Raw genomic sequence first — 21,660 nt, 5'->3', positions numbered from 1 at the left:
GGCGGGGAAGCTCCCGGATTCAGCCCCGGGTCACGATCCGGTCCGGCGCGATCCTGACGATGACGCGCTCGTTGTCCGGGTTGCCCTCGCGGAACGGCTTCCCGTCGTAGCGGTGCGACAGCTCCTGGATGAGCTCCGGCGCCCCCGCGTCCTCGAGCGTCGCGGTGCCCCTGACCTCGACGTACCGGTACGGGTCGGACGCCGGGTAGACCAGCAGCGTCACGCGCGGGTCCGCCACGATGTTGAGGTGCTTGCGGCGGCCCTTGACCGTCGAGACGAGCACGTCGTCCCCGTCGGTCTTCAACCACACGACGGAAAGCTGCGGCCGTCCGTCCGGCTGGATCGTCGCCATCGTCGCGAAGTTCGGCGCGTCGATCAGCGCGCGCGCTGCGTCGGTCAGCTTGTCGGCCATGTCGGTGTCCTCTTCCCTCATCCGCCGGTACGTACGACCAACGCGGTGGCGATCGCCGCTAGTCCCTCGGCCCGCCCGGTGAGTCCGAGCCCGTCCGTCGTCGTCGCGGACACCGACACCGGCGCCCCGGCCGCCGCCGCGAGCGCCGCCTCGGCCTCGGCCCGGCGCGGCCCGATCTTCGGCCGTACGCCGATCACCTGCACCGCGATGTTGCCGATCTCGAAGCCGGCCGCGCGCACCAGCCGCGCCGCCTCGGTCAGCAGCACCGCGCCCGAGGCACCCGCGTACTCGGGCCGCGAGGTGCCGAAGTGCGCGCCCAGGTCGCCGATCCCGGCCGCCGAGAACAGCGCGTCGCACGCCGCGTGCGCGGCCACGTCGCCGTCGGAGTGCCCGGCGAGCCCGGTCTGCCCGGGCCAGTGCAGCCCGGCGCACCACAGGTCGCGGCCCTCCTCGAACGGGTGGACGTCCACCCCGATCCCGGTGCGCGGCAGGGGGAACCCGGTTCCGGGGGCAGTGGTCCGCCCGGAGACTTGCTCAGACAACGGTGTGCTCCGCATCGACGTCCACGTCCGCCGCCGCCTCGGCGCGCCGGCGGTTCAACAGTGCCTCGGCCAGCAGCAGGTCGAACGGCCGGGTGACCTTGAAGGCGTCCTCGGAGCCGGGGACCACGGCGACCGTGACGCCCATGCGCTCCACCATCCCCGCGTCGTCGGTCGAGTCGCCGCCCGCCGACCGCGCGTGCGCGGCCGCGAGCACGTCACGCCGGAAGCCCTGGGGGGTCTGCACCGCGCGCAGCGACGCCCGGTCGACGGTGCGGACGACGTGCTCCGCCCCGTCCGCGTCGGCGACCTCTTTCACGGTGTCCACCACCGGAAGCGCCGGCACCACCGCGCCGGCACCCGCCTCGACGGCCTCGACGACCGCCTCGACGACCGACACGGGAACGAACGGCCGCGCCGCGTCGTGGACGAGCACCACCGGGCAGTCGGCGTCCAGGGCGGCCAGCGCGCGGCCGACCGACTCCTGCCGGGTCACTCCGCCCGCCACCACCGTGACCGGCGCGTCGGATCCGAGTTCGCGGGCCAGCAGGGCGCGTACGCCGTCGACGTCGTCCCGCGGTGCCGCCACGACGGCCGCGCCGACCGCGGGCGCGGCCAGCAGCGCGCGCAGCGCGTGCACCAGCATCGGCACGTCGCCGAGCTCTCGCAGCGCCTTGGGCAGCCCGCCGCCGAGGCGCAGACCCAGCCCCGCCGCGGGCACCAGAACAGCAGCTCTCACCGAGATCCCTCACACCCGGCACGTTCACCCGATCGGGTGGCGCGCGTACGCGAGCGCGCACGCTTGTGCGCGCCCGGTCCGAAGGTACCGGGACGCAACCGTGTGTATGCGCTCGTGGGCCGGGGAAGGTGCCCGGCGGGACGCCGGCAGGCACGCGCATCCGTGGGCGCGGACCACCGCCGGCTGTTGTCCGCCGCCGCGCGCACCGGGCTCGTGCCCGGCGCGCGCCGACGGACCGGGCCGCGTGAGCCCGGGAAACGGCCGTGCCGGACCTGCCGGTCAGCACCGACGGGTCGAACGGTCGCCAGGCCGGTGCGGACGGGGAACGGGCGACGTATCGTCGCCCGGGTCATCACCCGATTGGGTGAGACCCCCGATTCCGCCCGGCGCTACGCGGTCAGGAGGCCAGAACCTCGTCGAGGATCGCCTCGGCCTTGTCTTCGTTGGTGTTCTCCGCGAGCGCCAGCTCGCTCACCAGGATCTGCCGAGCCTTCGCCAGCATCCGCTTCTCGCCGGCCGACAGGCCGCGGTCACGCTCCCGGCGCCAAAGGTCGCGCACGACCTCGGCAACCTTGATAACGTCACCGGAAGCGAGCTTCTCCAGGTTCGCCTTGTAGCGTCGCGACCAGTTCGTCGGCTCCTCGGTGTGCGGAGCCCGCAGCACCTCGAAGACGCGATCGAGGCCGTCCTGGCCCACCACGTCGCGCACGCCGACGAACTCCGCGTTGTCAGCGGGGACTCGTACCGTGAGGTCGCCCTGGGCTACCTTCAGCACCAGGTAGATCTTGTCCTCGCCCTTGATGGTGCGAGTCTCGATCGCCTCGATGAGCGCGGCCCCGTGATGGGGGTAGACCACCGTGTCGCCAACCTTGAACGTCATGTGACAGGTACCCCTTCCGTGGCTTTCTAGGGTAACACGGGTCACGCCCCGCCTGAATGGCGTTTCCGCAGGTCAGGGCCTTAGTCGGGGCTTGACAACGGCCCCGCGGACGTGCTTGTCCCAGCCCTCGCACGCATACAGGGTGATCCATAAACCGGGCAAAACGGTCAACTTGTCCCGGTGTTCATTCGAACACAGAAGCGACTATCGGCGTTCCTGGACACACCGCCCGGACCCATCTGTTTTTGGACAGCAGCGCGGAGCCCGGGGGTGTCGCGGGATCGCCCGTCCCGGTGACCGGTCAGAGCCGCGTACAAGTGGCCCTTGAGGCGTGAGTAGGCTGTCGCCGGTCCCCACGACCGGGAACCGCTGAGCCTGCCAAAGGACCCAAGGAGATACGCCCGCCGTGAGCCGCAGCATCCGCAGCCGTCGACAGGCCGCCGTCGCCGCAACCCTCGCCCTCGCGCTGGCCCCCCTGGCGGCCGCGTGCTCCAGCGGTACGGACGCGGCGACCAGCAAGGTCAAGCCGGACACCGCGAACACCACGATCGGCAACCTCAAGGTCCAGAACCTCACCCTGGTCACCGGCGAGGAGGGCACCGGCCTGGTGGCTCTCGGCGGCGCGTTCATCAACGACGGCGACAAGCCCGAGACGCTGACCAAGGTCTCCGTCGAAGGCGCCCCGGCCCCGGCCGAGCTGGCCTCCTCCGCGGGCACCGGCCCGATCACCATCCCGGCGCACAGCGCGGTCTACCTGACCGGCGGCAAGGACCGCGTCGTGGTGAAGAACGCGACCGAGATCGCGCCCGGCACCTCCCACAAGGTGACGCTCGGCTTCAGCACGGTCGGCGAGACCACGCTGTCGGTGACCGTGCACACCCCCGAGGACTACTTCAAGCAGCTGAAGCCCGAGGCCCCGACGAGCGCCCCGGCCACCACCGCTGCCCCGACCACCGCCGCCCCGTCGTCGAGCGCGCCGGCCGCGGCCACCACCACCGGCTCCGCGACCGGCCAGCCGTCGGGCACCCCGAACGCCACCGGTTCGGCCACCACGACGTCGGCCGCCACCGGCAAGGCGTCGGGCACGCCGACCACGAACGGCTGACCCGCCGCTCCAACGCCCAGAGCCCGCCCCGGACTTCCGGAGGCGGGCTCGTGCGTTTCCTGGGCCCTCTTCGGTCCTCTTCGGCCATCTGCGGCCTTCTGCAGCCCTCTGACGGCCTCTCAGCCCCCCACACAACGCCGACGGGCGCGGTGCCGTCGGAACGGGACCGCGCCCGTCAGGGGGCACGCACGTCGCCGAGGCGCCGGCCGGATCGCCCTACCGACCCTGCCGACGCCTCGGCGAACGCGTCTGTCAGGGCTCGAACTTGTAGCCCAGGCCGCGCACGGTGACCAGGTAGCGCGGGGCGCCCGGGTCCGGCTCGATCTTGGCGCGCAGCCGCTTCACGTGGACGTCGAGCGTCTTGGTGTCGCCGACGTAGCCGGCGCCCCACACGCGGTCGATCAGCTGCATGCGGGTGAGCACGCGGCCCGCGTTGCGCAGCAGCAGCTCGAGCAGGTCGAACTCCTTGAGCGGAAGCTCGACCTTCACGCCGTCCACGGTGACCCGGTGCCGGTCGACGTCCATGCGGACCGGGCCGGCCTCCAGCGCGGTCGGCTCGATCTCCTGCGGCTCGCCCTGCCGGCGCAGCACCGCGCGGATGCGCGCGACCAGCTCGCGCGACGAGAACGGCTTGGTGACGTAGTCGTCGGCGCCGATCTCGAGGCCGACCACCTTGTCGACCTCGCTGTCCTTGGCGGTCACCATGATGACCGGCACGTTGGACTTGGCGCGCAGCCGCCGGCACACCTCGGTGCCGGGCAGGCCGGGCAGCATCAGGTCGAGGAGCACCAGGTCGGCGCCGCCCTGGTCGAACTGCTCGAGCGCGTCGGGCCCGGTGACCGCCACGGCGACCTCGAAACCCTCCTTGCGCAGCAGGAACGCCAGCGGGTCGCTGAAGGACTCCTCGTCCTCGACGACGAGCACACGGGTCATCCGGAACCCTCCCGGGAGTTGTACGACGCGGCCAGATCGGTCGATCCATTCGGCGCGGACGGTGCGCCGGGCCTGGTCGGCGTGGATGCCGCGTCCGAGGCGCCGCCCCGGTCGTCGGCGGGCAGGAGCGGCAGCACCAGGGTGAACGTGGTTCCCACGCCCTCCAGGCTGCGCACGGTGACCTCTCCCCCGTGTCCGGCCACGATGTGTTTCACGATCGACAGCCCGAGCCCGGTCCCCCCGGTGGCCCGCGAGCGCGCCGGGTCGACCCGGTAGAAGCGCTCGAAGATCCGGTCCAGGTCGCGGTGCGGGATGCCGATGCCCTGGTCGGACACCGCCAGGACGGCCTTGCGCCCGGTCACGCGCACGTCGATGTCGACGCGGGTGCGCTCGGGGCTGTAGTTGACGGCGTTCTCGACGAGGTTGCCGAGCGCCATGACGAGCTGGTTGTGGTCGCCGGGGATCACCAGGCCGGGGTCGCCGCCGACCGCCAGGGTGATCTGCTTGGCCTGCGCCACCTGGCGGCACCGGTCGACCGCCTCGGCGACGAGTTCGTCGACCGGGACGGGCGCGATGTCCTGCAGCGGGTGGTCGTTCTGCACCCGGGACAGGTCGATGAGCTCCTGCACGAGGTTGGTCAGCCGTGCGGACTCCACCTGCATGCGGCCGGAGAACCGGCGCACCGCCTCGGGGTCGTCGCTGGCGTCCAGGACCGCCTCGGCCAGCAGCGACAGCGCGCCGACCGGGGTCTTGAGCTCGTGGCTGACGTTCGCGACGAAGTCGCGGCGCACCGCGTCGACGCGGCGGGCCTCGGTGCGGTCCTCGACCAGGAGCAGGACCAGCCGGGAGCCGAGCGGCGCGACGCGCGCCGACACCTCCAGCTCCTGGCCGTCGCGGCGGGCGAGCAGCAGGTCCCGTTGCCTTATCTCGCCGTCGCGCCGGGTCTCCCGGGCCATCCGCAGCAGCTCGTCGGGCACCAGCTGGTCGCCGCGGACCAGGCCGAAGGTGTACGCGGCCGAGCTGGCCTTCACGACGGCGTCGTGCTCGTCGAGGACGACGGCCGACGAACGCAGGACGGACAGCACGATGGCCACGCCGGGCGGCAGCACGGCGCCCGTGGGCTTCGCCGCGCTCCCGGTGCCCTGGGCGCGTTCGCTCCACCGGAACGCCAAGGTCCCGGCAACGCCGACGGCCAACCCGGAGAGGGCGGCTACGGCCGCCGCGGCCACGTTCACGTCCACAGAACCCAGGGTAAAGCTGCCCCGAACGGGTGAACCCACTCCGGGTACCGCCGACCGGATGACTTCATCGACTGTTCACCGATCGGCCGTACCCGGTTCAGACCGAACAGATCTTGCGCAGATGTGGGCGGACGTGCGCATTGGTCGGTTGTGCCCGTTGACGGGTAGATGCGATACGGGTTGACTCGGATACGGACGGTGCGCAGTACGGGGTGCCCGCCGCATGGTCCGAACAGGTGAACGGAGGTCGTTCATGCCCGAACCGGTGATTGAGACCCAGCGCCGACTGATCAGCGTCACGGACGTCACGCCCGCCCCGCCGACGCGCACCGCGTCGCACCGGCCCGGGGGCGCCCCGGCGCCCGGGTGCAGCTGCCCGTCGTCGTGCGGCTGCGGCTGCAAGTCCGGGTCGTCCTGCAACTGCGGCGGCAGCTGCCGCGGCTGACCGCCCGCCGCCCCCGCCGGGCGCATAAAAGGACACAGGGGGCGCCCACCCTTCCGTGACGGGCGCCCCCTGTGCACGTCCTCGCGGACGCGTACGGCTGCGTGTGTGCGGCGGTGTCGACCGCCTACTCCCTTGTTACTTGCGGCCCTGGTTCTTGACCGCCTCGATGGCCGCGGCGGCGGCCTCCGGGTCGAGGTAGCGGCCGCCGTGGACGACCGGGCGCAGGTCGGAGTCCAGCTCGTAGAGCAGCGGGATGCCGGTCGGGATGTTCAGGCCGGCGATCGCGTCGTCCGAGATGCCGTCGAGGTGCTTGACCAGCGCGCGGAGCGAGTTGCCGTGCGCGGCCACCAGCACGGTGTTGCCGGCCTCGAGGTCCGGGACGATCGCGTCGTACCAGTACGGCAGCATGCGCTCGACGACGTCCTTGAGGCACTCGGTGCGCGGCCGGATCTCGTTCGGCAGGCCCGCGTAACGCGGGTCGTCGACCTGCGAGAACGCGTCGTCGTCGGCGAGCGGCGGGGGCGGGGTGTCGTACGAGCGGCGCCACAGCATGAACTGCTCCTCGCCGAACTCGGCGAGCGTCGCGGCCTTGTCCTTGCCCTGCAGCGCGCCGTAGTGGCGCTCGTTGAGCCGCCACGAACGGCGCACCGGGATCCAGTGCCGGTCGGCGGCGTCGAGCGCGAGCTGCGCGGTGCGGATCGCCCGGCGCTGCAGCGACGTGTGCAGGACGTCGGGCAGCACGCCCGCGTCGGTGAGCAGCCGGCCGCCGCGGGCGGCCTCCTTCTCACCGGTCTCGGTCAGGTCGACGTCGACCCATCCGGTGAAGAGACCCTTGAGGTTCCAGTCGCTCTCACCGTGGCGGAGGAGCACGAGCTTGTATGCGGTGTCGGCCATGGGCCCGAGCGTAATGGAGGCCCGCCGGGCGCTTCGGCCCGGTCCGAACCTGTCCGTACCGGGCGAATGCCGCCCGTCCTACGGCGCCGGCTCGGCGTCCTTCTCCTCGTCACGGGCGATGAGGTGCGCGAACGCGTCCAGGTTGCGGGTGGACTCGCCGCGCTCGGTCCGCCAGCGCCACTCGCGCCGGATCGACGTCGCGAAGCCGAGCTCGAGCAACGTGTTGAAGCTCTCGTCGGCGGTCTCCAGCACGACGCCGAGCAGCCGGTCGACCTCCTCGGCCGTGACGGCGTGCAGCGGAAGCCGCCCGGTGAGGTACACGTCGCCGAGCTTGTCGACGGAGAACGCGACGCCGTACAGCCGCACGTTGCGGGCCAGCATCCAGCGGTAGAACGCCGCGTGGTTCTCGTCCGGGCGGCGCACCACGAACGCGTTGACCGACAGCGTGTGCCGGCCCACGCGCAGCGCGCACGTCGTCTTGAGCTTGCGCTCGCCCGGCAGCGTCACGACGAACGTGGTCTCGTCGGGCCGCTCCCACGTGACCTCGGCGTCGTCGAGGGCGAGCCGGATCGCCTCGGCGGCCCGCGCCCGGGTCTGCTCCACGGTGTGCCCTCTCGGCCGTGCTGTCGGTCGTACCGTCACGCGCAAGTGCCGTGCGACGGCCCCACGTTATCGGGCGGCGAGACTCGAGACGCGGCCCGCGTCGGCGATGGTCTGCGCGTACACGTCGGCCATCGACGCGGCCGCGGCCGCCCACCCGAAGTTGGCCGCGTGCCGCACGGCACCCCGCGCGTACTCCTCGCGCAGCCGCGGCGCGCGGATGAGCCGGGCGATCGCCTCCGCGTAGTCCGCCGGGTCGTGGCCGTCGACGAGGATCCCCGACACGCCGTCGCGTACCGCCGTCGGCAGCCCGCCGACCGCGGCGGCCACGACGGGGGTGCCGCACGCCTGCGCCTCGATCGCGACCAGGCCGAAGGACTCGTTGTACGAGGGGACGACCGCCACGGTCGCGGCGCGGTACCAGTCGGCGAGGACGTCCTGCGGGACGGGCGTGCGGAACCGCACGACGTCCTGGACGCCGAGGGACGCGGCCAGCTTGTGCAGGTGCTCGGGCGCGGCCAGTCCGGTGCCGCTCGGGCCGCCGACGACCGCGACGACCAGGTCTTCGCGCAGGCTCGGCTGGGCGCGCAGCAGATGAGCAGTGGCGTGCAGCAGCACGTCCGGCGCCTTGAGCGGCTGGATGCGGCCGGCGAACAGGATGACGGTCGCGTCGACCGGCAGCCCCACGCGGCGGCGCGCCTCGGCGGCGTCGCCGGGCCGGAAGGTGTCCAGGTCGACGCCGGGGTTCACGACGGCGACCTGGTCGGGCGCGGCGTCGTACAGCCCGACGAGCTGGTCGGCCTCCTCGACGGTGTTCGCCACGAGCCGGTCGGCCGCCTCGACCACCTGGCTCTCGCCGATCACGCGCGCCGACGGCTCGGGCGAGTCGGTCGCGGCGAGCGACGCGTTCTTCACCTTGGCCATGGTGTGCATGGTGTGCACCAGCGGCACGCCCCAGCGCTCCTTGGCCAGCCAACCGACCTGGCCGGACAGCCAGTAGTGCGAGTGCACCAGGTCGTAGTAGCCGGGTTCGCGCATCGCCTCGGTGCGCAGCACGCCCGAGGTGAAGGCGCACAGCTGCGACGGAAGGTCCTCCTTGGAGAGCCCTTCGAAGGGCCCCGCGGTCACGTGGCGCACCAGGACTCCGGGCGCCATCTCGACGACGGGCGGCAGGTCCCGGCGGGTGGCGCGGGTGAATATCTCCACCTCGACGCCGAGCGCCGCGAGCCGCTTGGACATCTCGACGATGTACACGTTCATGCCGCCCGCGTCGCCCGTCCCGGGCTGGTGCAGCGGCGAGGTGTGGACGCTGAGAGTCGCGATCCTGCGTGGCGCCCCCCGGCGGCCGGCCAGGGTGTGCTTGCGCGCCCCGGATACGACCGCTCGCGGCACGTGGTGACTCACGCGTAAACCTCCTAGGCCAGCCGCTGCCGCGCGCGGAGGACCCGCGCGCGGCAGTAGAAATTGGGGCGACAACACCCCCAGTCAAGTGATAACCGATCGACCCTGTCGCCGGATTCCCGTCCGCGATGTGAGGTAGCCCGGTCACAGCGTGCTCACGGACGGTCACGGTCGGGCGGGTACCGTACGCCGGCGTCGGGTTCGCCCGTCAGCCGCGTGGTGCCACGGCCGCCCAATCGACGGTGACCTCGCCGCCGCGGGCGCGGGACGGGGTGGTGCGCACGGGCCAGTCGGCGGCCAGCGCGGCCACGGCCGCGGCCCAGCGCTGGCGGGCGCCCAGGGCGCCGAGGGGCGCGTAGGTGTCCCAGGCGCGGTCGAAGGCGGCCAGGAACGCGTGGACGGGTTCGCCCGGGACGTTGCGGTGGATCAGCGCCTTAGGGAGCCGTTCGGCGAGCGCCGACGGGCGCTCCAGGGCGGCGAGGCGGGCCGCCAGGGTCAGGGAGCGGGGCCGCGCGTCCGGGCCGACCGCCAGCCAGGCGGCGAGGCGGCCGGGTTCGTCGCAGGTGCCCTCGACCAGCAGGCCTCCGGGGGCGAGCCGCGCGCACATGACGGACCACGCGTGCGCGACGTCGTCCTCTCCGTACTGCCGCAGCACGTTGAACGCCCGCACGAGCGCGGGCCGGCGGCCCGGCACCGGCACCTCGAACCCGCCGCGCACGAACGACAGGCCCGGCTCCTCGTACGGCCGCGCGGCCGCGACCCGCTCCGGGTCGATCTCGATCCCGACCATCTCGACGTCGGGGCGCACGCCCCGCAGCCGGCGCAGGAACTCGAGCGTGGTCACCGGGGAGGCGCCGTAGCCGAGGTCGACCACCAGCGGGTCGTCGGCGGCGCGCAGCAGCCGCGCGTGCTCGGCGGCGATCCAGCGGTCGACGCGGCGGAGCCGGTTCGGGTTCGTGGTGCCGCGGGTGATGACGCCGGTCGGCTTCCCGGCGGTCCGGTGCGGCCGGGGCGCGCCTCCGGACCCTCCGCCTCTGACCGCCATGCCCCGATTTTAGGCGGGTGTCGGCCGCCGCCCGGCGCGGGGTCCGCGGGGCTCCGACAAGATCCCGATCTGACTGTTCGTCACATCAGTGTGCCAATGAACTCGGTGGTAACCGGGAATTCTTTCTGCGCGCCCCTGCCCTTTGCCGCCGGAACATGCGAGGATCCCACGCTGGAACCGGTTCTCAAGAGCCACCTCCGTCCTCTTGAGAACCGGTTCCGTCGCATCGAGCGCCCGGAAGGGTCTAGGGGATGGCGAACGTGGGGGGAACGTCGAGCCGTTGGGCCCGCGCCGCGGCGGCGTGCGGCGTCGCGCTCTTGTGTGCCGCGCTGTTCACCGGTCAGGCGGTCGCCGCACCCGGTGACCCGACGCCGCCGCTGATCGCCTTCAATCTGGCCGACGTGCAGACCCGGCTCCAGGATCTGTACCGCCAGGCCGAGCAGGCCACCGAGCGCTACAACGCCACCAACGAGCGCCGCACCGCGCAGCAGGTCAAGGTCAACGACGTGCGCGCCGGCATCGCGTGGACGCAGCAGCAGATCGACCAGAACCGCGACGAGGTCGGCCGCATAGCGCGGCTGCAGTACACCACCCGCGGCGTCGACCCGGTGCTGTCCCTGATGCTCTCATCCGACCCGGCCGAGTTCCTGCGCCAGGCGCCCACGTTCGCGCGCATCAGCCAGGTCCAGGCCGACACGATCGAGCGCCAGAAGCAGGCCGAGCGCCAGCTCAAGAACATGCAGAAGAGCGAGGACGCGCAGCTCGCCGAGAACGCGCGCCTCGAGAAGGAGTCGGAGAAGGCCAAGACCGACATCCAGACCAAGGTCTCCGAGGCCGAGGCGCTCGTCGCCACGCTCACCCCCGAACAGCTGGTCCAGCTCCAGCAGTTGGAGGCCCAGGTAGCGGAGGCCGGGCAGGCGCAGCTGCAGCAGTACGGCATCCTCGCCAAGCCCGACCAGCTCACCACCAAGGCCGCCGAGCAGGCCATCAGGTTCGCGCTGAGCAAGCTCGGCAAGCCGTACATCTGGGGCGGCACCGGCCCGGACGGCTACGACTGCTCCGGACTCACGTCGCAGGCCTGGCTGTTCGCGGGCGTCCAGATCCCGCGCACCTCGCAGGAGCAGTGGGCGCGGCTGCCGCGCGTGCCGGTCGCCGACATGCGGCCCGGCGACCTGATCGTCTATTTCGGCGACGCGAGCCACATCGCGATGTACGTCGGCAACGGCCTGATCATCCACGCACCGCGCCCCGGCCGGACGATCACCATCGCGCAGGCCGGCTCGATGCCGATCCTCGGCGTCGTCCGCCCCGACGGCGGCGCGGGCACCGTGCAGTCCCCGGCCGTCCCGAACCTGCCGCCGGTGCCGGGCACGCCCCCGCCGACCACCCCGCCGCCGACGACGCCTCCGCCGGCCACGACGGACCCCGGCACCACCTCGCCGCCGCCCACGACCACCACGCCGACCACGCCCGGCGGCGGGACCACCACCCCCGGCGGCGGGACGACGTCACCCGGCGGCGGTACGACGACCCCGGGCGGCGGGACCACCACCCCCGGCGGCGGCACGACCACGCCGGGCGGCAGCGGCACCCCGACCCCCACCCCGACGCCGACCAAGCCGACGGGCACCGGTTCGGGCGGCACCACCAACACACCGGCGACGACACCGCCGCAGTCGAGCCCGACGGACTCGCCCAAGGCCGGCACCCAGACCACGACCGGCGGAAGCTGAGCCGCCGCGCCAGGCCGCACACGAACGGCCGGACCGCCCTCGGGGGGTGGTCCGGCCGTTCGGTCGTTCTCGGTGTCCTACCAGGGGCCGTAGGGGCCCATCGTGCCGCCGCGCCGGCCGTTGCCGACCTGCTTGAGCGCCGGCCGCACGTCGACCAGGTACACGATCGCCGCGACCAGCGAGGCGATCGAGATGAAGCTCAGCAGGCCGCCGAAGAAGAAGTCGAAGGCGACGGAGATCCCCAGGATCGCCACCCAGAAGACCTTCTTCTGTTTGTCCGCGGCCCGGTAGGCGTCCTCGCGGCGGGTCACCGCGTCGACGAAGCAGAACAGCTTCATCAGCATCAGGCCCATGAAGAGCACCCATGTGACGCTCCCGAACGCGGCCAACAGGGCACCTGAGGCCATCGTCTGCTCGGGCATCGCTCCTCCTCGCCGTTCACGGTCCCGCGGCTTCCGGTCCCGCAAGTCTCGCACGCACGCGGCGGCCGCGGGACTCCATACATCCCCGCGGCCGCCGCATGGAAACCCGTGCCCGGCGCCCGGCCGGGCCCACCGCTACTCGGCGGGCGGCGGCGTGGCCTTCTTGGCGGCGCGCTTCGCGGCGGGCTTCGGCTTCGGGGCCGGCTTGGCCTCCGCGGCCGCGGGCTCGGCGGCCGGCTCCGCGACGGGCTCGGGGACCGGCTCGGCCGCCGGCTCCTCGGCGGCGGGCGACTCCGCCTGCTCCTTGTGCGTGAGCCGGTCGACGACCTTGTGGCCGCGCACCGCGAGCTCCTCGTAGATCTCACGCAGCCGGTCCGCATAGTCACCGGCCTTGCCGTACTGGACCTTCGCGAAGTCCTGCGCCTTGCCCGGCAGCGTGTCCCGGGCGTCCTTGCCGGCCTCGCTCAGCGCCGAGAACGTCGACGTGGCCCGCTTCTGCACCTCGGTCGCCGCGCCGGCGACCTTCTCCCGGATGACCTTCGGGTCGGTCGGCACGTCGGGGCGCTCGAACTTCGGCATCTCGAACTTCGGGACCTCGAACTTCGGGACCTCGAACTTCGGCAGGTCGATCTTCGGCACCTCGAACTTCGGCCGTTCGAAGGTGACGCCGGAGAGCCGGTCCGGCACCTCGCGGATCTTCTCGACCGCGAGGTCGCCGGCGCCGACCACGGCGTACAGCGGTGTGGCGTCGGTCAGGGTCTTACGGATGTCCGTGGCGATCGCCATGGTGGTTCCTCACTCCCCATCGGGGTTGTCGTGAAGTGTCTCGGCACGCGGTACGACGACGGCCGAAGCGTCGTACTCCCCGTGCCCGTTGGCCTTCGCCTCGGGCGTGGCCCCAGGCGTTTCCCCACCCTCGGCGGTCAGCGCGTTCTCCTTGCGGAAGGCCTCGTAGATCTCCAGCAGGACGCGCTTCTGCCGCTCGTTGATCGCGGTGTCGTCGAGGATCGCGCTCTGCACCTCGCGCACCTCGTGCGGCCGCTCCTCGAGGATCCCCGCCTGGACGTACAGCGTCTCCGCCGAAATCCGCAGCGCCTTCGCGATCTGCTGCAGGATCTCCGCGCTGGGCTTGCGCAGCCCGCGCTCGATCTGGCTCAGATACGGATTCGACACCCCCGCCGCATCCGCCAGCTGCCGCAACGAGTACTGCGCGTTGCGACGTTGCTCGCGGATGTACTCCCCGAGGGAACCCATGTTGAGACCGGCCATGCCCCCAGCGTGCCGCGTCGTGCTAACTATTGCAAGCAACCTGCTTGCGAGAGTTACGCAACACACAGGACACACGGCACGCGGCGGCGGCCGCGGGCGCCGCCGACCGGGGATGTTCCTCGCCGCGCGGGCACCCCGCGACGGGGCATAGCCACTTTTTTGTGGGTACTTGTCGGTGCCGGCGGGGGCGGAGAGGCTGGTCGCAAGCGGCCGGGAGGCCACCGGGGTTCCGGTGCGAGGGGAGCACGAGGGGAGGGGACGGTGCGTCAGGACGCGTCGCGGGCGGCGGCCAGGCGGTCGAGGCGGCGGTGGCCCCAGTCGGAGATCGGGGCCAGGGCGTCGGAGAGGTCGCGGCCGAACGGGGTCAGCGAGTACTCGGTCTTGAGCGGCAGCGTGTCGTACACCTCGCGGTGCACCTCACAGTCTGCCGTCACCGTCCTCGGACTGGGCCCGATGGGTCGCGCGCTGGCCGGCGCGTTCCTGGCCGCCGGGGTGCGCACGACGGTGTGGAACCGTACGCCGGGACGCGACGGCGACCTCACCGAGCGCGGCGTGCACGCCGCCGCGTCCGCCGCCGAGGCCGTCGCGGCGAGCCCGCTCACCGTGGTCTGCGTCGTCAACTACGACGCCTCCGACGCGGTTCTGCGCACCGACGCCGTCACCACCGCGCTCAAGGGCCGCACCGTGGTCAACCTGACCGCCGACACCCCCGACCGGGCGCGGGACACCGCCGCGTGGGCCGCCGACCACGGGGTCCGCTACCTGGACGGCGCGATCATGACCCCCGCCCCGACCATCGGCACGCCGCAGGGCGTCTTCATCCACAGCGGCCCCGCCGAGCTGTACGCCGAACACCGTGCGGTGCTCGACGCGTTGGGCGGCACCCACACCCACCTGGGCGAGGACCCGGGCCGGGCCGCCGCGTACGACATCGCGCTGCTCGACGTCTTCTGGACGTCGATGGCCGGCTACGCGCACGCGCTCGCGATCGCGAAGGCGGAGGGCGTCACCGCGCGCGAGCTCGCCCCGTTCGCTCAGGGCATCGGGGCGATCCTGCCGCCGCTGTTCGAGGAGTTCGCCGAGGACTTCGACAACGGCACCTACTCCGGCGCGATCAACCCGCTGACGTCGGCGGTGTCGTCGCTGGCGCACATCGTGCACGCGTCCGAGTCGCACGGCATCAACGCGAGCGTCATGCGCGCGGCCGAAGGCCTCGCCCGACGCACCGTCGCGCTCGGCCACGGGGCGGACGGCTTCATCCGGGTCGCGGAGGTCCTGGGCCGGCGCTGACCACCGGCGCCGCGCCCGTCGCAGGAGCTGCGCGGCTGAGCCCGCCGACCGACCTTGACGGTTCCCTCTTGTGCTCATAGGCACAAGAGGGAACCATGGCTGACATGGAAGAACACTCGGCGACCGCGTCCGACGCGTGCACAGGCGTCGACCGGCAGGACTGCGAAGTGCGGCAGATCCTCGACCGCGTCGCCGACAAGTGGTCGCTGCTCGTGATCGCCCTGCTCGACGAACAGACGCTGCGCTTCACCGAGTTGCGCCGCAAGATCGACGGCATCAGCCAGCGCATGCTCACCGTGACGCTGCGCCAGCTCGAGCGCGACGGGCTCGTCGAGCGCACCGTGTACGCCGTCGTCCCGCCGCGCGTCGACTACACGCTCACGCCGCTCGGCGCCACGCTGCACGACCCCATCCGCGCCCTGGTCGCCTGGACGGAAGCGCACCAGAACGAGATCGCCGCGGCGCGCGCCGCCTACGACGCGCGCGAGGCGACCGAGGGACTGCCGCAGGCCTGACGGGCCGGGCTACGCGGCGAACGCCGCCCGGATCGCGCCCACCTGGACACCGCCGCCGAGCAGCGGCACCTCCGCGATCTCGTCCAGCACCGGCGCGTCCACGCCCAGCCGCCGCAGCGCGGCCGCGAGTATCGGCCCCAGGACGCGTACGCCGCCGTCGTCGACCTTGAACGCCAGCGCCCGCCCGTCCGGAAGCGCGACGCCCTGCACGCCCTCCGCGCCCATCTTCGCGATCAGCCCGGGGACGCCGCGCATCACCAGTGTGTCGACACGACCCGTCCCCGCGACGTACTCCGGGTACGCCTGCATCGCCGCCGCCACCCGCCGCTGCGGGCTGCCCGCGCACGTGCTCACCATCGAACGGAACAGCCGCGCCAGCCCCGTCAGGCTGATCGCCGGCACCGGCGCACCGCAGCCGTCGACGCCCAGGTGCGCGACCCGCTCGTCCGCGAGCTCCTCGATCGTGCGCAGCACCAGCTGCTGCAGCGGATGAGCCGGGGCGAGGTACGTCTCGGTGTCCCAGCCGTTCGCGACACACGCCGCCAGCCACCCGGCGTGCTTGCCCGAGCAGTTCATCACCAGCGGGTCCGGCGCCTTGCCGCCGCGCAGGTAGTCCTCGAACGCCTGCTCGCCGAACGGGAACTGCGCCGGCGTACGCAGCGCCGCCGGGTCCAGGCCCGCGGCGGCGAGGATCTTGCGCACCCCGTCCAGGTGAAAACCTTCACCCGAATGGCTCGCCGCCGCCAGGGCCAAAAGCTCACCGTCGAGGTCGACGCCCGCCCGCAGCGTGGCCACCGCCTGCGCGGGCTTGGTCGTCGAACGCGGGAACACCGGCCGCGTGACGTCGCCCATCGAGAACGCGACCGAGCCGTCGGCGTCCAGCGCGACCAGCGCGCCGCGGTGCCGGCCCTCGACGAAGCCGGAGCGGACGACCTCGGCCAGCACCGGTTCGACGGCATCGACGGACGCGGGTATCGCGCCCGGCACGGAGGACGGGGACGGGACGGTCATAGTGGCGTGCTTCCTCGGGTCGACACAGGCAGGGCCGGACCGCGCCCCGCCGGGGCACGGACGAGGCCGGGACCGCCGCCCCGTCGCACCGCCCGGGGATCTCACCCCCGGCCGCCGCGCCCTCCCGGCCGCCCATCAGCGCCCGGAGAGCAGGTCGTCGACCCTGGCCTCCCCTTCACGGTACCTGCGCGCGATCTCCGCCCCACAACGGTCGGCCTCCCGCTGCAGCTCCTGGCGCAGCGCGGACACCTCGTGCTCATAGCCGGTCAGGCCCTCCAGGGCGCGGCGCAGCGCGGCGTCGCCCAGCGCCGGGAGGTCGGACAGCTCGACGTCCGCGAGCATCCGCTCGATCGTGGTCCGGTACCGCGACGTGCGCGGCGGATGCACCGTCACGTGCCGCGCCCCGCGCGCGGGCGCCGGCGGCTCCGACAGGATCTCCGACAGCTTCGCCATCACCGGCGCGGGCCCACCGAACGGCGCCGCCGACGCCGGATCCGCCCGGCGCGCCAGCTCGGCGCGCAGGATGTCGATCCGCCCCTGCAGCAGCCGCCGCAGGTACGACAGGTCGCTCTCCTCGCGCTGCGCCTCCCGCCGCATACGGCGTACCGCGTCCATGTCCAGCGACCGCACGTCCGCGACCGGCGCGGACACCGGAGGCACCGCGTCACCGGCCGGCTCGGGCGCGGGCCCGCCGGGCTCCCGCCCCGCCGACGGCGGGACGTCCTCCGGTGGCGCCGGTCGGCCTTCCGGACCACGCGCGGGCGGCTTCAGCGGATCTGCCATGGCACGCATCGTGCCACGGCGACCGTGATGACGCGTGCCGTACAGGGGCGAATCGCCCCGGACGGGTCCCCGCCACCCCGACGAGCCACCGGGCCCGCTCGGGGGCGCGGTCCCGGCCGTTTCGGAAGCTCGTCAGAATGGGCTCATGCGAGCAGTCGTGCAGCGGGTGTCCGAAGCGTCGGTGACCGTCGGCGGGGAGGTCGTCGGGTCGATCCTCGGGCCGGGGCTCTGTGTCCTGGTCGGAGTGACGCACGACGACACCACCGAGCACGCGAAGCGGCTCGCCGCCAAGCTCTGGAGCGTCAGGATCCTCGACGGGGAGAAGTCCTGCTCCGACCTGGCCGCGCCGCTCCTCGTCATCAGTCAGTTCACGCTGTACGGGGACGCCCGCAAGGGCCGCCGCCCCACCTGGAACGCGGCCGCGCCCGGGGACGTCGCCGAGCCGCTGGTGGCGGCGGTCGTCGCGGAGCTGCGGGCGCTCGGGGCGCACGTCGAGACGGGTTCGTTCGGCGCCGACATGAAGGTCGCGCTCGTCAACGACGGGCCGATCACCCTCGTCATCGACATCTGACCGCTGGGCCGACCGGGGGGATATCCCCCTGTGGGGAACCGCCGCGGCGACGGACAATGGGAGCCGAAGACCTTCCGAGGGGGTTCGACATGTCCAACCGCGGCCCTTACATCGCCGTCGGCGTCATCCTGGCCGTCATCGCGTTCTTCGTGCTCCCCGGCTGGGTGGGCTGGCTGGTCATCGGCGCGCTCATCGGCATCCCCGTCGTCGCGTGGCTGACGCTCGACCGCAGCCAGCGTCGCAGGATCCGCAACATGCACAACCGCCGCCTGCCCTGACGGCGGTTTCCGGGGCGGCGCGTGTCGCGCACGCCCCGGACCGGTCCCCGCCCTCAGGCCGGGACGACCACCTCTTGGGTCGCGGGGACGCCGTCCGCGGTGAGCACCGCGTCGACGGCCGTGTTCCGCTTGATCAGCGCGAGCGCCACGGTGCCGAGCTCGTAGTGCCGCGCCGAGCTGGTCACGAACCCGATCTGGCGGCCGTCGAGTTCCACCGGTGAGCCGGTGGCGGGCAGCTTCTCCTCGGTGCCGTCGAGGTGCAGGAACACCAGGCGGCGCGGCGGCCGGCCCAGGTTGTGCACGCGCGCGACCGTCTCCTGGCCGCGGTAGCAGCCCTTGTTGAGGTGCACGGCGGTCTCCAGCCAGCCCACCTCGTGCACGATCGTGCGGTGGTCGGTCTCGTTGCCGACGCGCGGGCGGTACGCCGCGACGCGCAGCGCCTCGTACGCCCACATCCCCGCCGGGTCGGCGTGCCCGGCCCCGTAGTCGGCGAGGCGCTCGCGCGGCAGGAACAGCTCGCGCCCGTCGGCGGTGACGCGGACCTGGACGTCCGCGAGCGGCCCGTCGGCGGCGGGCGCCTCGGGGACCGGCTCGAACACCACCGCGTACGCGTCCGTCAGGTCCTCGACCTCGACGCGCAGCAGGAACCGCATCCTGTCCAGGAACGCCACCAGCGCGGGCGCCGTGCCCGGTTCGACGTGCGCCCACAGCGCCTCGCCGTCGTCCACCGCGTACAGCGCGTGCTCGATGTGGCCGTGCGGGCTGAGCACCAGCGTGACCGTCGCCTCGCCGGGCTTGAGCTCGGTGAGGTGCTGGGTCGTCAGCGAGTGCAGCCAGGACAACCGGTCGGGTCCGGAGACGCGCACGACGCCGCGGTGGGACAGGTCGACGAAGCCCTGGCCGGCGGCGAGTCGGCGCTGTTCGCGGAGCGGGTCGCCGTAGTGCGCGGCGACGCCTTCGTCCGGCGCCTCGGCGGCGACGGCACCGGGCAGGGAGAGCAGGGGACTTGTGGCTGCCATGACGTCCAGCTTAGGTACCGGGCGCGGCGGACGGCGGAGCGGCCGGTGTGGCGCTCGTCCCGTCCGCGCCGTCGGCGGCCGCGCGCGCCGCCGTGCAGTCGCCGCAGCGCCCGAAGATCGCGAAGTGCCGCAGGTCGATGTCGAAGCCGAAACGCGACTCGACGGTCTCGGCGAGCGGCTCGGCGAGACCGAGCTCGACCTCGGTGACCCGTTCGCAGTCGCGGCACACCAGGTGGAGGTGGTCGCTGCTGCCGGCCGGGTGGTAGGTCGGCGCGCCGTGCCCGAGGTGGGTGTGCTTGACGAGGTCGAGCTGTTCGAGTAGTTCGAGGGTCCGGTAGACCGTCGAGATGTTGATGCCGCTCGCCGTCTTGTGGATCTCGGTGAGGATCTCGTCGGGGGTCGCGTGACCGAGCGTGTCCACCGCTTCCAGCACGAGCTGGCGCTGCGGCGTCAGCCGGTAGCCCTTGTCCCGCAGCTCGCGCTTCCAGTCGATCGTCACCGTTGAATTCTAGGCACCCCCGGAAGATTGCGGATTCGCACGTGTGAGCGGCTCGGCGGGGCCACAATGCCCCTCGTGGACGACGACGAGCGGGCGAGCGGCGGTGACCGGGCGTACGGCGGGGACCACGCCGCGTACGTCGACCGGGCGTTCGCGGATCCTCCGGGCCCCCGTGACCCCGGCCCGGGCGCCGGGCTGAACATCTTCGACACGTCGCCCGAGCCGGACGGCGATGCCGACGGCGCCGGCGACGGCGGACCCGGCGGGCCGGGAACCGAGGGCGACACGCCCCCCGAGCACGGCCGCCGCAAGCGCCGGCAGCGCCGTCGGCTGCGCACGATCCTGCTGACCACGATCGCGACGATGACCGCCTTGGTGGTACTCGCCGCCGTGGGCGTGTGGTGGGTCATCGACCACTACGCGAGCAAGGTCGACCGCATCGAGAACGCCTTCCCCAAGCTCCCGCTCGACCAGCAGCCGCCGCGCGGCAAGGGCACCAACTTCGTGCTGGTGGGCCTCGACTCGCGGTCGGACATGCCGACGACCGGGCGGAACGCGAAGGGCCCGCTGTGGCAGGAGGGCATGCAGCGCAGCGACGCGACGATGCTGCTGCACCTGTCGGCCGACCGGAAGTCGGCGTACGTCGTGTCCGTGCCGCGCGACGCGTGGGTGGCGATACCGGGACGCGGCGACGCCAAGATCAACGCGGCGTTCTCGTGGGGCGGGCCGCCGCTGCTGATCGACACGGTGCAGCGGCTCACCGACATCCGCGTCGACCACTTCGCGGCGATCGACTGGACCGGCTTCAAGGGCCTGACCGACGCGCTCGGCGGCGTCGACGTCGAGGTCGCGCACGACATCCCGGCGGAGAACGACGCCCGCGCCTGGACCGCGGGCAAGCACCACATGAACGGCGCCGACGCGCTCATGTACGTGCGCGAGCGCAAGGGCCTGCCGCGCGGCGACCTCGACCGCGTCGCGCGCCAGCAGAACTTCATGCGGGCGATCATGCAGAAGCTGCTGACCGGCGGTTCGCTGAAGGACCCGCTCGGCCTGCCGAAGCTCCTGGACGCGGTCACCGCCTCGATCAGCGTCGACGACCGCATGTCCAACGGCGACCTGCGGGACCTGGTGTGGAGCCTGCGGGACATCCGCGGCGACGACGTGCGGTTCATGACCGCGCCGGTGTCCGAGCTGAAGAACATCAACGGACAGGACGCGGTCATCCTCGCGCCCGAGAAGTCGGCGTTCCTGTGGACCAACATGCGCGCCGACACGCTCGACATCTACACCCGCCGGTATCCCAACGACGGGCTGTCGGACGTCGTCTCGTAGCCCGCGCCGGGCCCGGACCACGGACGACGACCGGGCGGCCACGGCCGCCCGGTGACCACTACTCGGCGGCGATCGCCGCGTCGACCCGCTTGAGCTGCGCGGACACGTGGGCCTGCATCGGCTGCCCCATCGCGGCCATGTCGTAGGCGTACATCAGCTCGCCCTTGACCAGGCCGTACAGCCGGTGGCCCGCGCTGTACTCCTTGGCGTCGACCGTGCGCGCGACCACGTCGGTGCGCATCTCGACCCGGCCGTTGTCGGTCTCGCCGAGCCAGATCTCCACGATGCCGGTCGGGTGCGCGAGGGTGACCTCGACGCTGCCGTCGAGCTTCGACTTCCAGTAGCCGGTCTCCGTCGCAAGCGGGCGGACCCGGTTGCCGTCGTCGTCGAGCAGCCACGTGCGCGACGTGTAGGCGAGGAAGGGCCGGCCGTCCTGCGTGAAGGTGACCTGCTGACCGAAGCGGAACGCCTCGATCGTCGGGTAGTCGCCGACTCCGGCGCCTTCCCAGGTGCCGAGCAGAAAGGCGAGCGGGACGACGTCGGGGTGCATGTCGTCCGGAATTTCGATCATGTCATCCGGCCTGGTACGGGAACGGGTTTCGAGGCCCGAGCCTACCTGGCTGGGATCAGCTCTGGCCCTTGAACAGCTTCGCCACGGTGAGCCCGGAGAACCACACGACCATGATGGCCACCAGGACCAG

Annotated in this window: 25 protein-coding genes and 1 pseudogene; 7 read left to right on the top strand and 19 right to left on the bottom strand. The window is 72.7% G+C overall.

Going from position 1 to position 21,660, the window contains the following annotated elements; translation table 11 throughout:
• Window positions 1-19: 19 nt before the first annotated feature.
• The 4 genes from QI554_RS37190 to QI554_RS37175 all read right to left on the bottom strand — a co-directional run bounded on the left by QI554_RS37190 (window position 20) and on the right by QI554_RS37175 (window position 2,570).
• The gene (locus QI554_RS37190; RefSeq protein WP_281476816.1) at window positions 20-433 is read right to left on the bottom strand and encodes a PPOX class F420-dependent oxidoreductase; all 414 of its coding nucleotides are present in this window, start codon (window positions 431-433) and stop codon (window positions 20-22) included.
• The gene (gene ispF, locus QI554_RS37185; RefSeq protein WP_281476815.1) at window positions 430-954 is read right to left on the bottom strand and encodes a 2-C-methyl-D-erythritol 2,4-cyclodiphosphate synthase; all 525 of its coding nucleotides are present in this window, start codon (window positions 952-954) and stop codon (window positions 430-432) included. Before ispF ends, QI554_RS37190 begins: the two co-directional genes overlap by 4 nt.
• Window positions 947-1,690 carry a 2-C-methyl-D-erythritol 4-phosphate cytidylyltransferase gene (gene ispD, locus QI554_RS37180; protein ID WP_425528122.1) on the bottom strand — a complete coding sequence of 248 codons (744 nt, stop codon included), beginning with the start codon at window positions 1,688-1,690 and terminating at the stop codon, window positions 947-949. Before ispD ends, ispF begins: the two co-directional genes overlap by 8 nt.
• 397 nt (window positions 1,691-2,087) lie before the next feature.
• The gene (locus QI554_RS37175) at window positions 2,088-2,570 is read right to left on the bottom strand and encodes a CarD family transcriptional regulator (protein ID WP_231779029.1); all 483 of its coding nucleotides are present in this window, start codon (window positions 2,568-2,570) and stop codon (window positions 2,088-2,090) included.
• 406 nt (window positions 2,571-2,976) lie between these two features.
• On the opposite strand from QI554_RS37175, the gene QI554_RS37170 reads away from it, so the two are divergent.
• Complete coding sequence (locus tag QI554_RS37170) at window positions 2,977-3,675, top strand: copper chaperone PCu(A)C (protein ID WP_281476813.1); 699 nt, start codon at window positions 2,977-2,979, stop codon at window positions 3,673-3,675.
• Between the two features lie 252 nt (window positions 3,676-3,927).
• Here QI554_RS37170 and QI554_RS37165 read toward each other — a convergent pair whose 3' ends face one another.
• From QI554_RS37165 to QI554_RS37140, 6 genes are all read right to left on the bottom strand, one after another.
• Window positions 3,928-4,608, bottom strand: coding sequence for a response regulator transcription factor (locus tag QI554_RS37165; RefSeq protein ID WP_281476812.1), 681 nt, complete (start codon window positions 4,606-4,608; stop codon window positions 3,928-3,930).
• Window positions 4,605-5,849 carry a sensor histidine kinase gene (locus QI554_RS37160; protein WP_281476810.1) on the bottom strand — a complete coding sequence of 415 codons (1,245 nt, stop codon included), beginning with the start codon at window positions 5,847-5,849 and terminating at the stop codon, window positions 4,605-4,607. The genes QI554_RS37165 and QI554_RS37160 overlap by 4 nt, the downstream gene beginning before the upstream one ends.
• 580 nt (window positions 5,850-6,429) lie before the next feature.
• Entirely contained in the window at window positions 6,430-7,188 is a 759-nt protein-coding gene (locus QI554_RS37155) for a phosphoglyceromutase (RefSeq protein ID WP_281476808.1), read from the bottom strand.
• A gap of 78 nt (window positions 7,189-7,266) precedes the next feature.
• Window positions 7,267-7,791 carry a type III secretion system chaperone family protein gene (locus tag QI554_RS37150; RefSeq protein WP_281476806.1) on the bottom strand — a complete coding sequence of 175 codons (525 nt, stop codon included), beginning with the start codon at window positions 7,789-7,791 and terminating at the stop codon, window positions 7,267-7,269.
• A 66-nt stretch (window positions 7,792-7,857) separates the two neighbouring features.
• Complete coding sequence (gene mshA / locus QI554_RS37145; protein WP_425528121.1) at window positions 7,858-9,192, bottom strand: D-inositol-3-phosphate glycosyltransferase; 1,335 nt, start codon at window positions 9,190-9,192, stop codon at window positions 7,858-7,860.
• A 205-nt stretch (window positions 9,193-9,397) separates the two neighbouring features.
• Window positions 9,398-10,234, bottom strand: coding sequence for a class I SAM-dependent methyltransferase (locus QI554_RS37140; protein ID WP_281476805.1), 837 nt, complete (start codon window positions 10,232-10,234; stop codon window positions 9,398-9,400).
• Between the two features lie 251 nt (window positions 10,235-10,485).
• Here QI554_RS37140 and QI554_RS37135 point away from each other — a divergent pair, with 251 nt between their 5' ends.
• Window positions 10,486-11,967 (top strand): C40 family peptidase, encoded by a 1,482-nt coding sequence (locus QI554_RS37135; RefSeq protein ID WP_281476804.1) that lies wholly within the window; start codon window positions 10,486-10,488, stop codon window positions 11,965-11,967.
• Between the two features lie 77 nt (window positions 11,968-12,044).
• Here QI554_RS37135 and QI554_RS37130 read toward each other — a convergent pair whose 3' ends face one another.
• The 4 genes and pseudogenes from QI554_RS37130 to QI554_RS37115 form a co-directional block, all read right to left on the bottom strand.
• A complete protein-coding gene (locus QI554_RS37130) occupies window positions 12,045-12,389 on the bottom strand; it encodes a DUF2516 family protein (protein WP_281476802.1) in 345 nt (114 codons plus the stop codon).
• A 135-nt stretch (window positions 12,390-12,524) separates the two neighbouring features.
• Window positions 12,525-13,175 carry a hypothetical protein gene (locus tag QI554_RS37125; RefSeq protein WP_281476800.1) on the bottom strand — a complete coding sequence of 217 codons (651 nt, stop codon included), beginning with the start codon at window positions 13,173-13,175 and terminating at the stop codon, window positions 12,525-12,527.
• Window positions 13,176-13,184: 9 nt separating this feature from the next.
• Window positions 13,185-13,658 (bottom strand): helix-turn-helix domain-containing protein, encoded by a 474-nt coding sequence (locus QI554_RS37120; protein ID WP_281476799.1) that lies wholly within the window; start codon window positions 13,656-13,658, stop codon window positions 13,185-13,187.
• A gap of 266 nt (window positions 13,659-13,924) precedes the next feature.
• Window positions 13,925-14,086 (bottom strand): annotated as a pseudogene (locus QI554_RS37115) (winged helix-turn-helix transcriptional regulator); the annotation flags it as partial.
• A 25-nt stretch (window positions 14,087-14,111) separates the two neighbouring features.
• Here QI554_RS37115 and QI554_RS37110 point away from each other — a divergent pair.
• Both QI554_RS37110 and QI554_RS37105 read left to right on the top strand, forming a co-directional pair.
• On the top strand, window positions 14,112-14,948 hold the full coding sequence (locus tag QI554_RS37110) for an NAD(P)-dependent oxidoreductase (RefSeq protein WP_281476798.1): 837 nt from the start codon (window positions 14,112-14,114) through the stop codon (window positions 14,946-14,948).
• Between the two features lie 95 nt (window positions 14,949-15,043).
• Window positions 15,044-15,463 carry a winged helix-turn-helix transcriptional regulator gene (locus QI554_RS37105; RefSeq protein ID WP_425528120.1) on the top strand — a complete coding sequence of 140 codons (420 nt, stop codon included), beginning with the start codon at window positions 15,044-15,046 and terminating at the stop codon, window positions 15,461-15,463.
• Window positions 15,464-15,472: 9 nt separating this feature from the next.
• On the opposite strand, the gene QI554_RS37100 is transcribed toward QI554_RS37105, so the two are convergent.
• Together QI554_RS37100 and QI554_RS37095 are read right to left on the bottom strand one after the other, a co-directional pair.
• Window positions 15,473-16,474: an asparaginase gene (locus tag QI554_RS37100; RefSeq protein WP_281476796.1), complete on the bottom strand. Its 1,002-nt coding sequence runs from the start codon at window positions 16,472-16,474 to the stop codon at window positions 15,473-15,475.
• Window positions 16,475-16,609: 135 nt separating this feature from the next.
• Window positions 16,610-17,257 (bottom strand): RsiG family protein, encoded by a 648-nt coding sequence (locus tag QI554_RS37095; RefSeq protein WP_281476795.1) that lies wholly within the window; start codon window positions 17,255-17,257, stop codon window positions 16,610-16,612.
• Between the two features lie 145 nt (window positions 17,258-17,402).
• Between QI554_RS37095 and dtd the strand changes: the two genes are divergently transcribed.
• Together dtd and QI554_RS37085 are read left to right on the top strand one after the other, a co-directional pair.
• Window positions 17,403-17,828, top strand: coding sequence for a D-aminoacyl-tRNA deacylase (gene dtd / locus QI554_RS37090; protein ID WP_281476793.1), 426 nt, complete (start codon window positions 17,403-17,405; stop codon window positions 17,826-17,828).
• Between the two features lie 89 nt (window positions 17,829-17,917).
• Window positions 17,918-18,106 carry a hypothetical protein gene (locus QI554_RS37085; protein ID WP_281476792.1) on the top strand — a complete coding sequence of 63 codons (189 nt, stop codon included), beginning with the start codon at window positions 17,918-17,920 and terminating at the stop codon, window positions 18,104-18,106.
• A gap of 53 nt (window positions 18,107-18,159) precedes the next feature.
• On the opposite strand, the gene ygfZ is transcribed toward QI554_RS37085, so the two are convergent.
• Both ygfZ and QI554_RS37075 read right to left on the bottom strand, forming a co-directional pair.
• The gene (gene ygfZ, locus QI554_RS37080) at window positions 18,160-19,125 is read right to left on the bottom strand and encodes a CAF17-like 4Fe-4S cluster assembly/insertion protein YgfZ (RefSeq protein WP_281476790.1); all 966 of its coding nucleotides are present in this window, start codon (window positions 19,123-19,125) and stop codon (window positions 18,160-18,162) included.
• A 10-nt stretch (window positions 19,126-19,135) separates the two neighbouring features.
• Window positions 19,136-19,624, bottom strand: coding sequence for a Fur family transcriptional regulator (locus QI554_RS37075; protein WP_281476788.1), 489 nt, complete (start codon window positions 19,622-19,624; stop codon window positions 19,136-19,138).
• A gap of 75 nt (window positions 19,625-19,699) precedes the next feature.
• On the opposite strand from QI554_RS37075, the gene QI554_RS37070 reads away from it, so the two are divergent.
• On the top strand, window positions 19,700-20,959 hold the full coding sequence (locus QI554_RS37070) for an LCP family protein (RefSeq protein WP_281476786.1): 1,260 nt from the start codon (window positions 19,700-19,702) through the stop codon (window positions 20,957-20,959).
• 58 nt (window positions 20,960-21,017) lie between these two features.
• Here the strand turns inward: QI554_RS37070 and QI554_RS37065 are convergent, their stop codons facing one another.
• Window positions 21,018-21,530 carry a heme-binding beta-barrel domain-containing protein gene (locus QI554_RS37065; protein WP_281476785.1) on the bottom strand — a complete coding sequence of 171 codons (513 nt, stop codon included), beginning with the start codon at window positions 21,528-21,530 and terminating at the stop codon, window positions 21,018-21,020.
• Window positions 21,531-21,660 lie beyond the last annotated feature (130 nt).

Source organism: Yinghuangia seranimata (assembly GCF_029953285.1).
Classification (GTDB): domain Bacteria; phylum Actinomycetota; class Actinomycetes; order Streptomycetales; family Streptomycetaceae; genus Yinghuangia; species Yinghuangia seranimata.
This window is presented reverse-complemented; position numbering and strand designations above follow the sequence as displayed.

What these genes read in the sequence shown, in the direction of transcription:
- QI554_RS37120 (WP_281476799.1), bottom strand. Translation starts at nt 13,658, where the DNA reads ATGGCCGGTCTCAACATGGGTTCCCTCGGGGAGTACATCCGCGAGCAA.
- QI554_RS37100 (WP_281476796.1), bottom strand. Translation starts at nt 16,474, where the DNA reads ATGACCGTCCCGTCCCCGTCCTCCGTGCCGGGCGCGATACCCGCGTCC.
- QI554_RS37065 (WP_281476785.1), bottom strand. Translation starts at nt 21,530, where the DNA reads ATGATCGAAATTCCGGACGACATGCACCCCGACGTCGTCCCGCTCGCC.
- QI554_RS37125 (WP_281476800.1), bottom strand. Translation starts at nt 13,175, where the DNA reads ATGGCGATCGCCACGGACATCCGTAAGACCCTGACCGACGCCACACCG.
- QI554_RS37130 (WP_281476802.1), bottom strand. Translation starts at nt 12,389, where the DNA reads ATGCCCGAGCAGACGATGGCCTCAGGTGCCCTGTTGGCCGCGTTCGGG.
- QI554_RS37095 (WP_281476795.1), bottom strand. Translation starts at nt 17,257, where the DNA reads ATGGCAGATCCGCTGAAGCCGCCCGCGCGTGGTCCGGAAGGCCGACCG.
- QI554_RS37165 (WP_281476812.1), bottom strand. Translation starts at nt 4,608, where the DNA reads ATGACCCGTGTGCTCGTCGTCGAGGACGAGGAGTCCTTCAGCGACCCG.
- QI554_RS37175 (WP_231779029.1), bottom strand. Translation starts at nt 2,570, where the DNA reads ATGACGTTCAAGGTTGGCGACACGGTGGTCTACCCCCATCACGGGGCC.
- dtd (WP_281476793.1), top strand. Translation starts at nt 17,403, where the DNA reads ATGCGAGCAGTCGTGCAGCGGGTGTCCGAAGCGTCGGTGACCGTCGGC.
- QI554_RS37190 (WP_281476816.1), bottom strand. Translation starts at nt 433, where the DNA reads ATGAGGGAAGAGGACACCGACATGGCCGACAAGCTGACCGACGCAGCG.
- QI554_RS37140 (WP_281476805.1), bottom strand. Translation starts at nt 10,234, where the DNA reads ATGGCGGTCAGAGGCGGAGGGTCCGGAGGCGCGCCCCGGCCGCACCGG.
- QI554_RS37110 (WP_281476798.1), top strand. Translation starts at nt 14,112, where the DNA reads ATGGGTCGCGCGCTGGCCGGCGCGTTCCTGGCCGCCGGGGTGCGCACG.
- ygfZ (WP_281476790.1), bottom strand. Translation starts at nt 19,125, where the DNA reads ATGGCAGCCACAAGTCCCCTGCTCTCCCTGCCCGGTGCCGTCGCCGCC.
- QI554_RS37085 (WP_281476792.1), top strand. Translation starts at nt 17,918, where the DNA reads ATGTCCAACCGCGGCCCTTACATCGCCGTCGGCGTCATCCTGGCCGTC.
- QI554_RS37105 (WP_425528120.1), top strand. Translation starts at nt 15,044, where the DNA reads ATGGCTGACATGGAAGAACACTCGGCGACCGCGTCCGACGCGTGCACA.
- QI554_RS37135 (WP_281476804.1), top strand. Translation starts at nt 10,486, where the DNA reads ATGGCGAACGTGGGGGGAACGTCGAGCCGTTGGGCCCGCGCCGCGGCG.
- QI554_RS37155 (WP_281476808.1), bottom strand. Translation starts at nt 7,188, where the DNA reads ATGGCCGACACCGCATACAAGCTCGTGCTCCTCCGCCACGGTGAGAGC.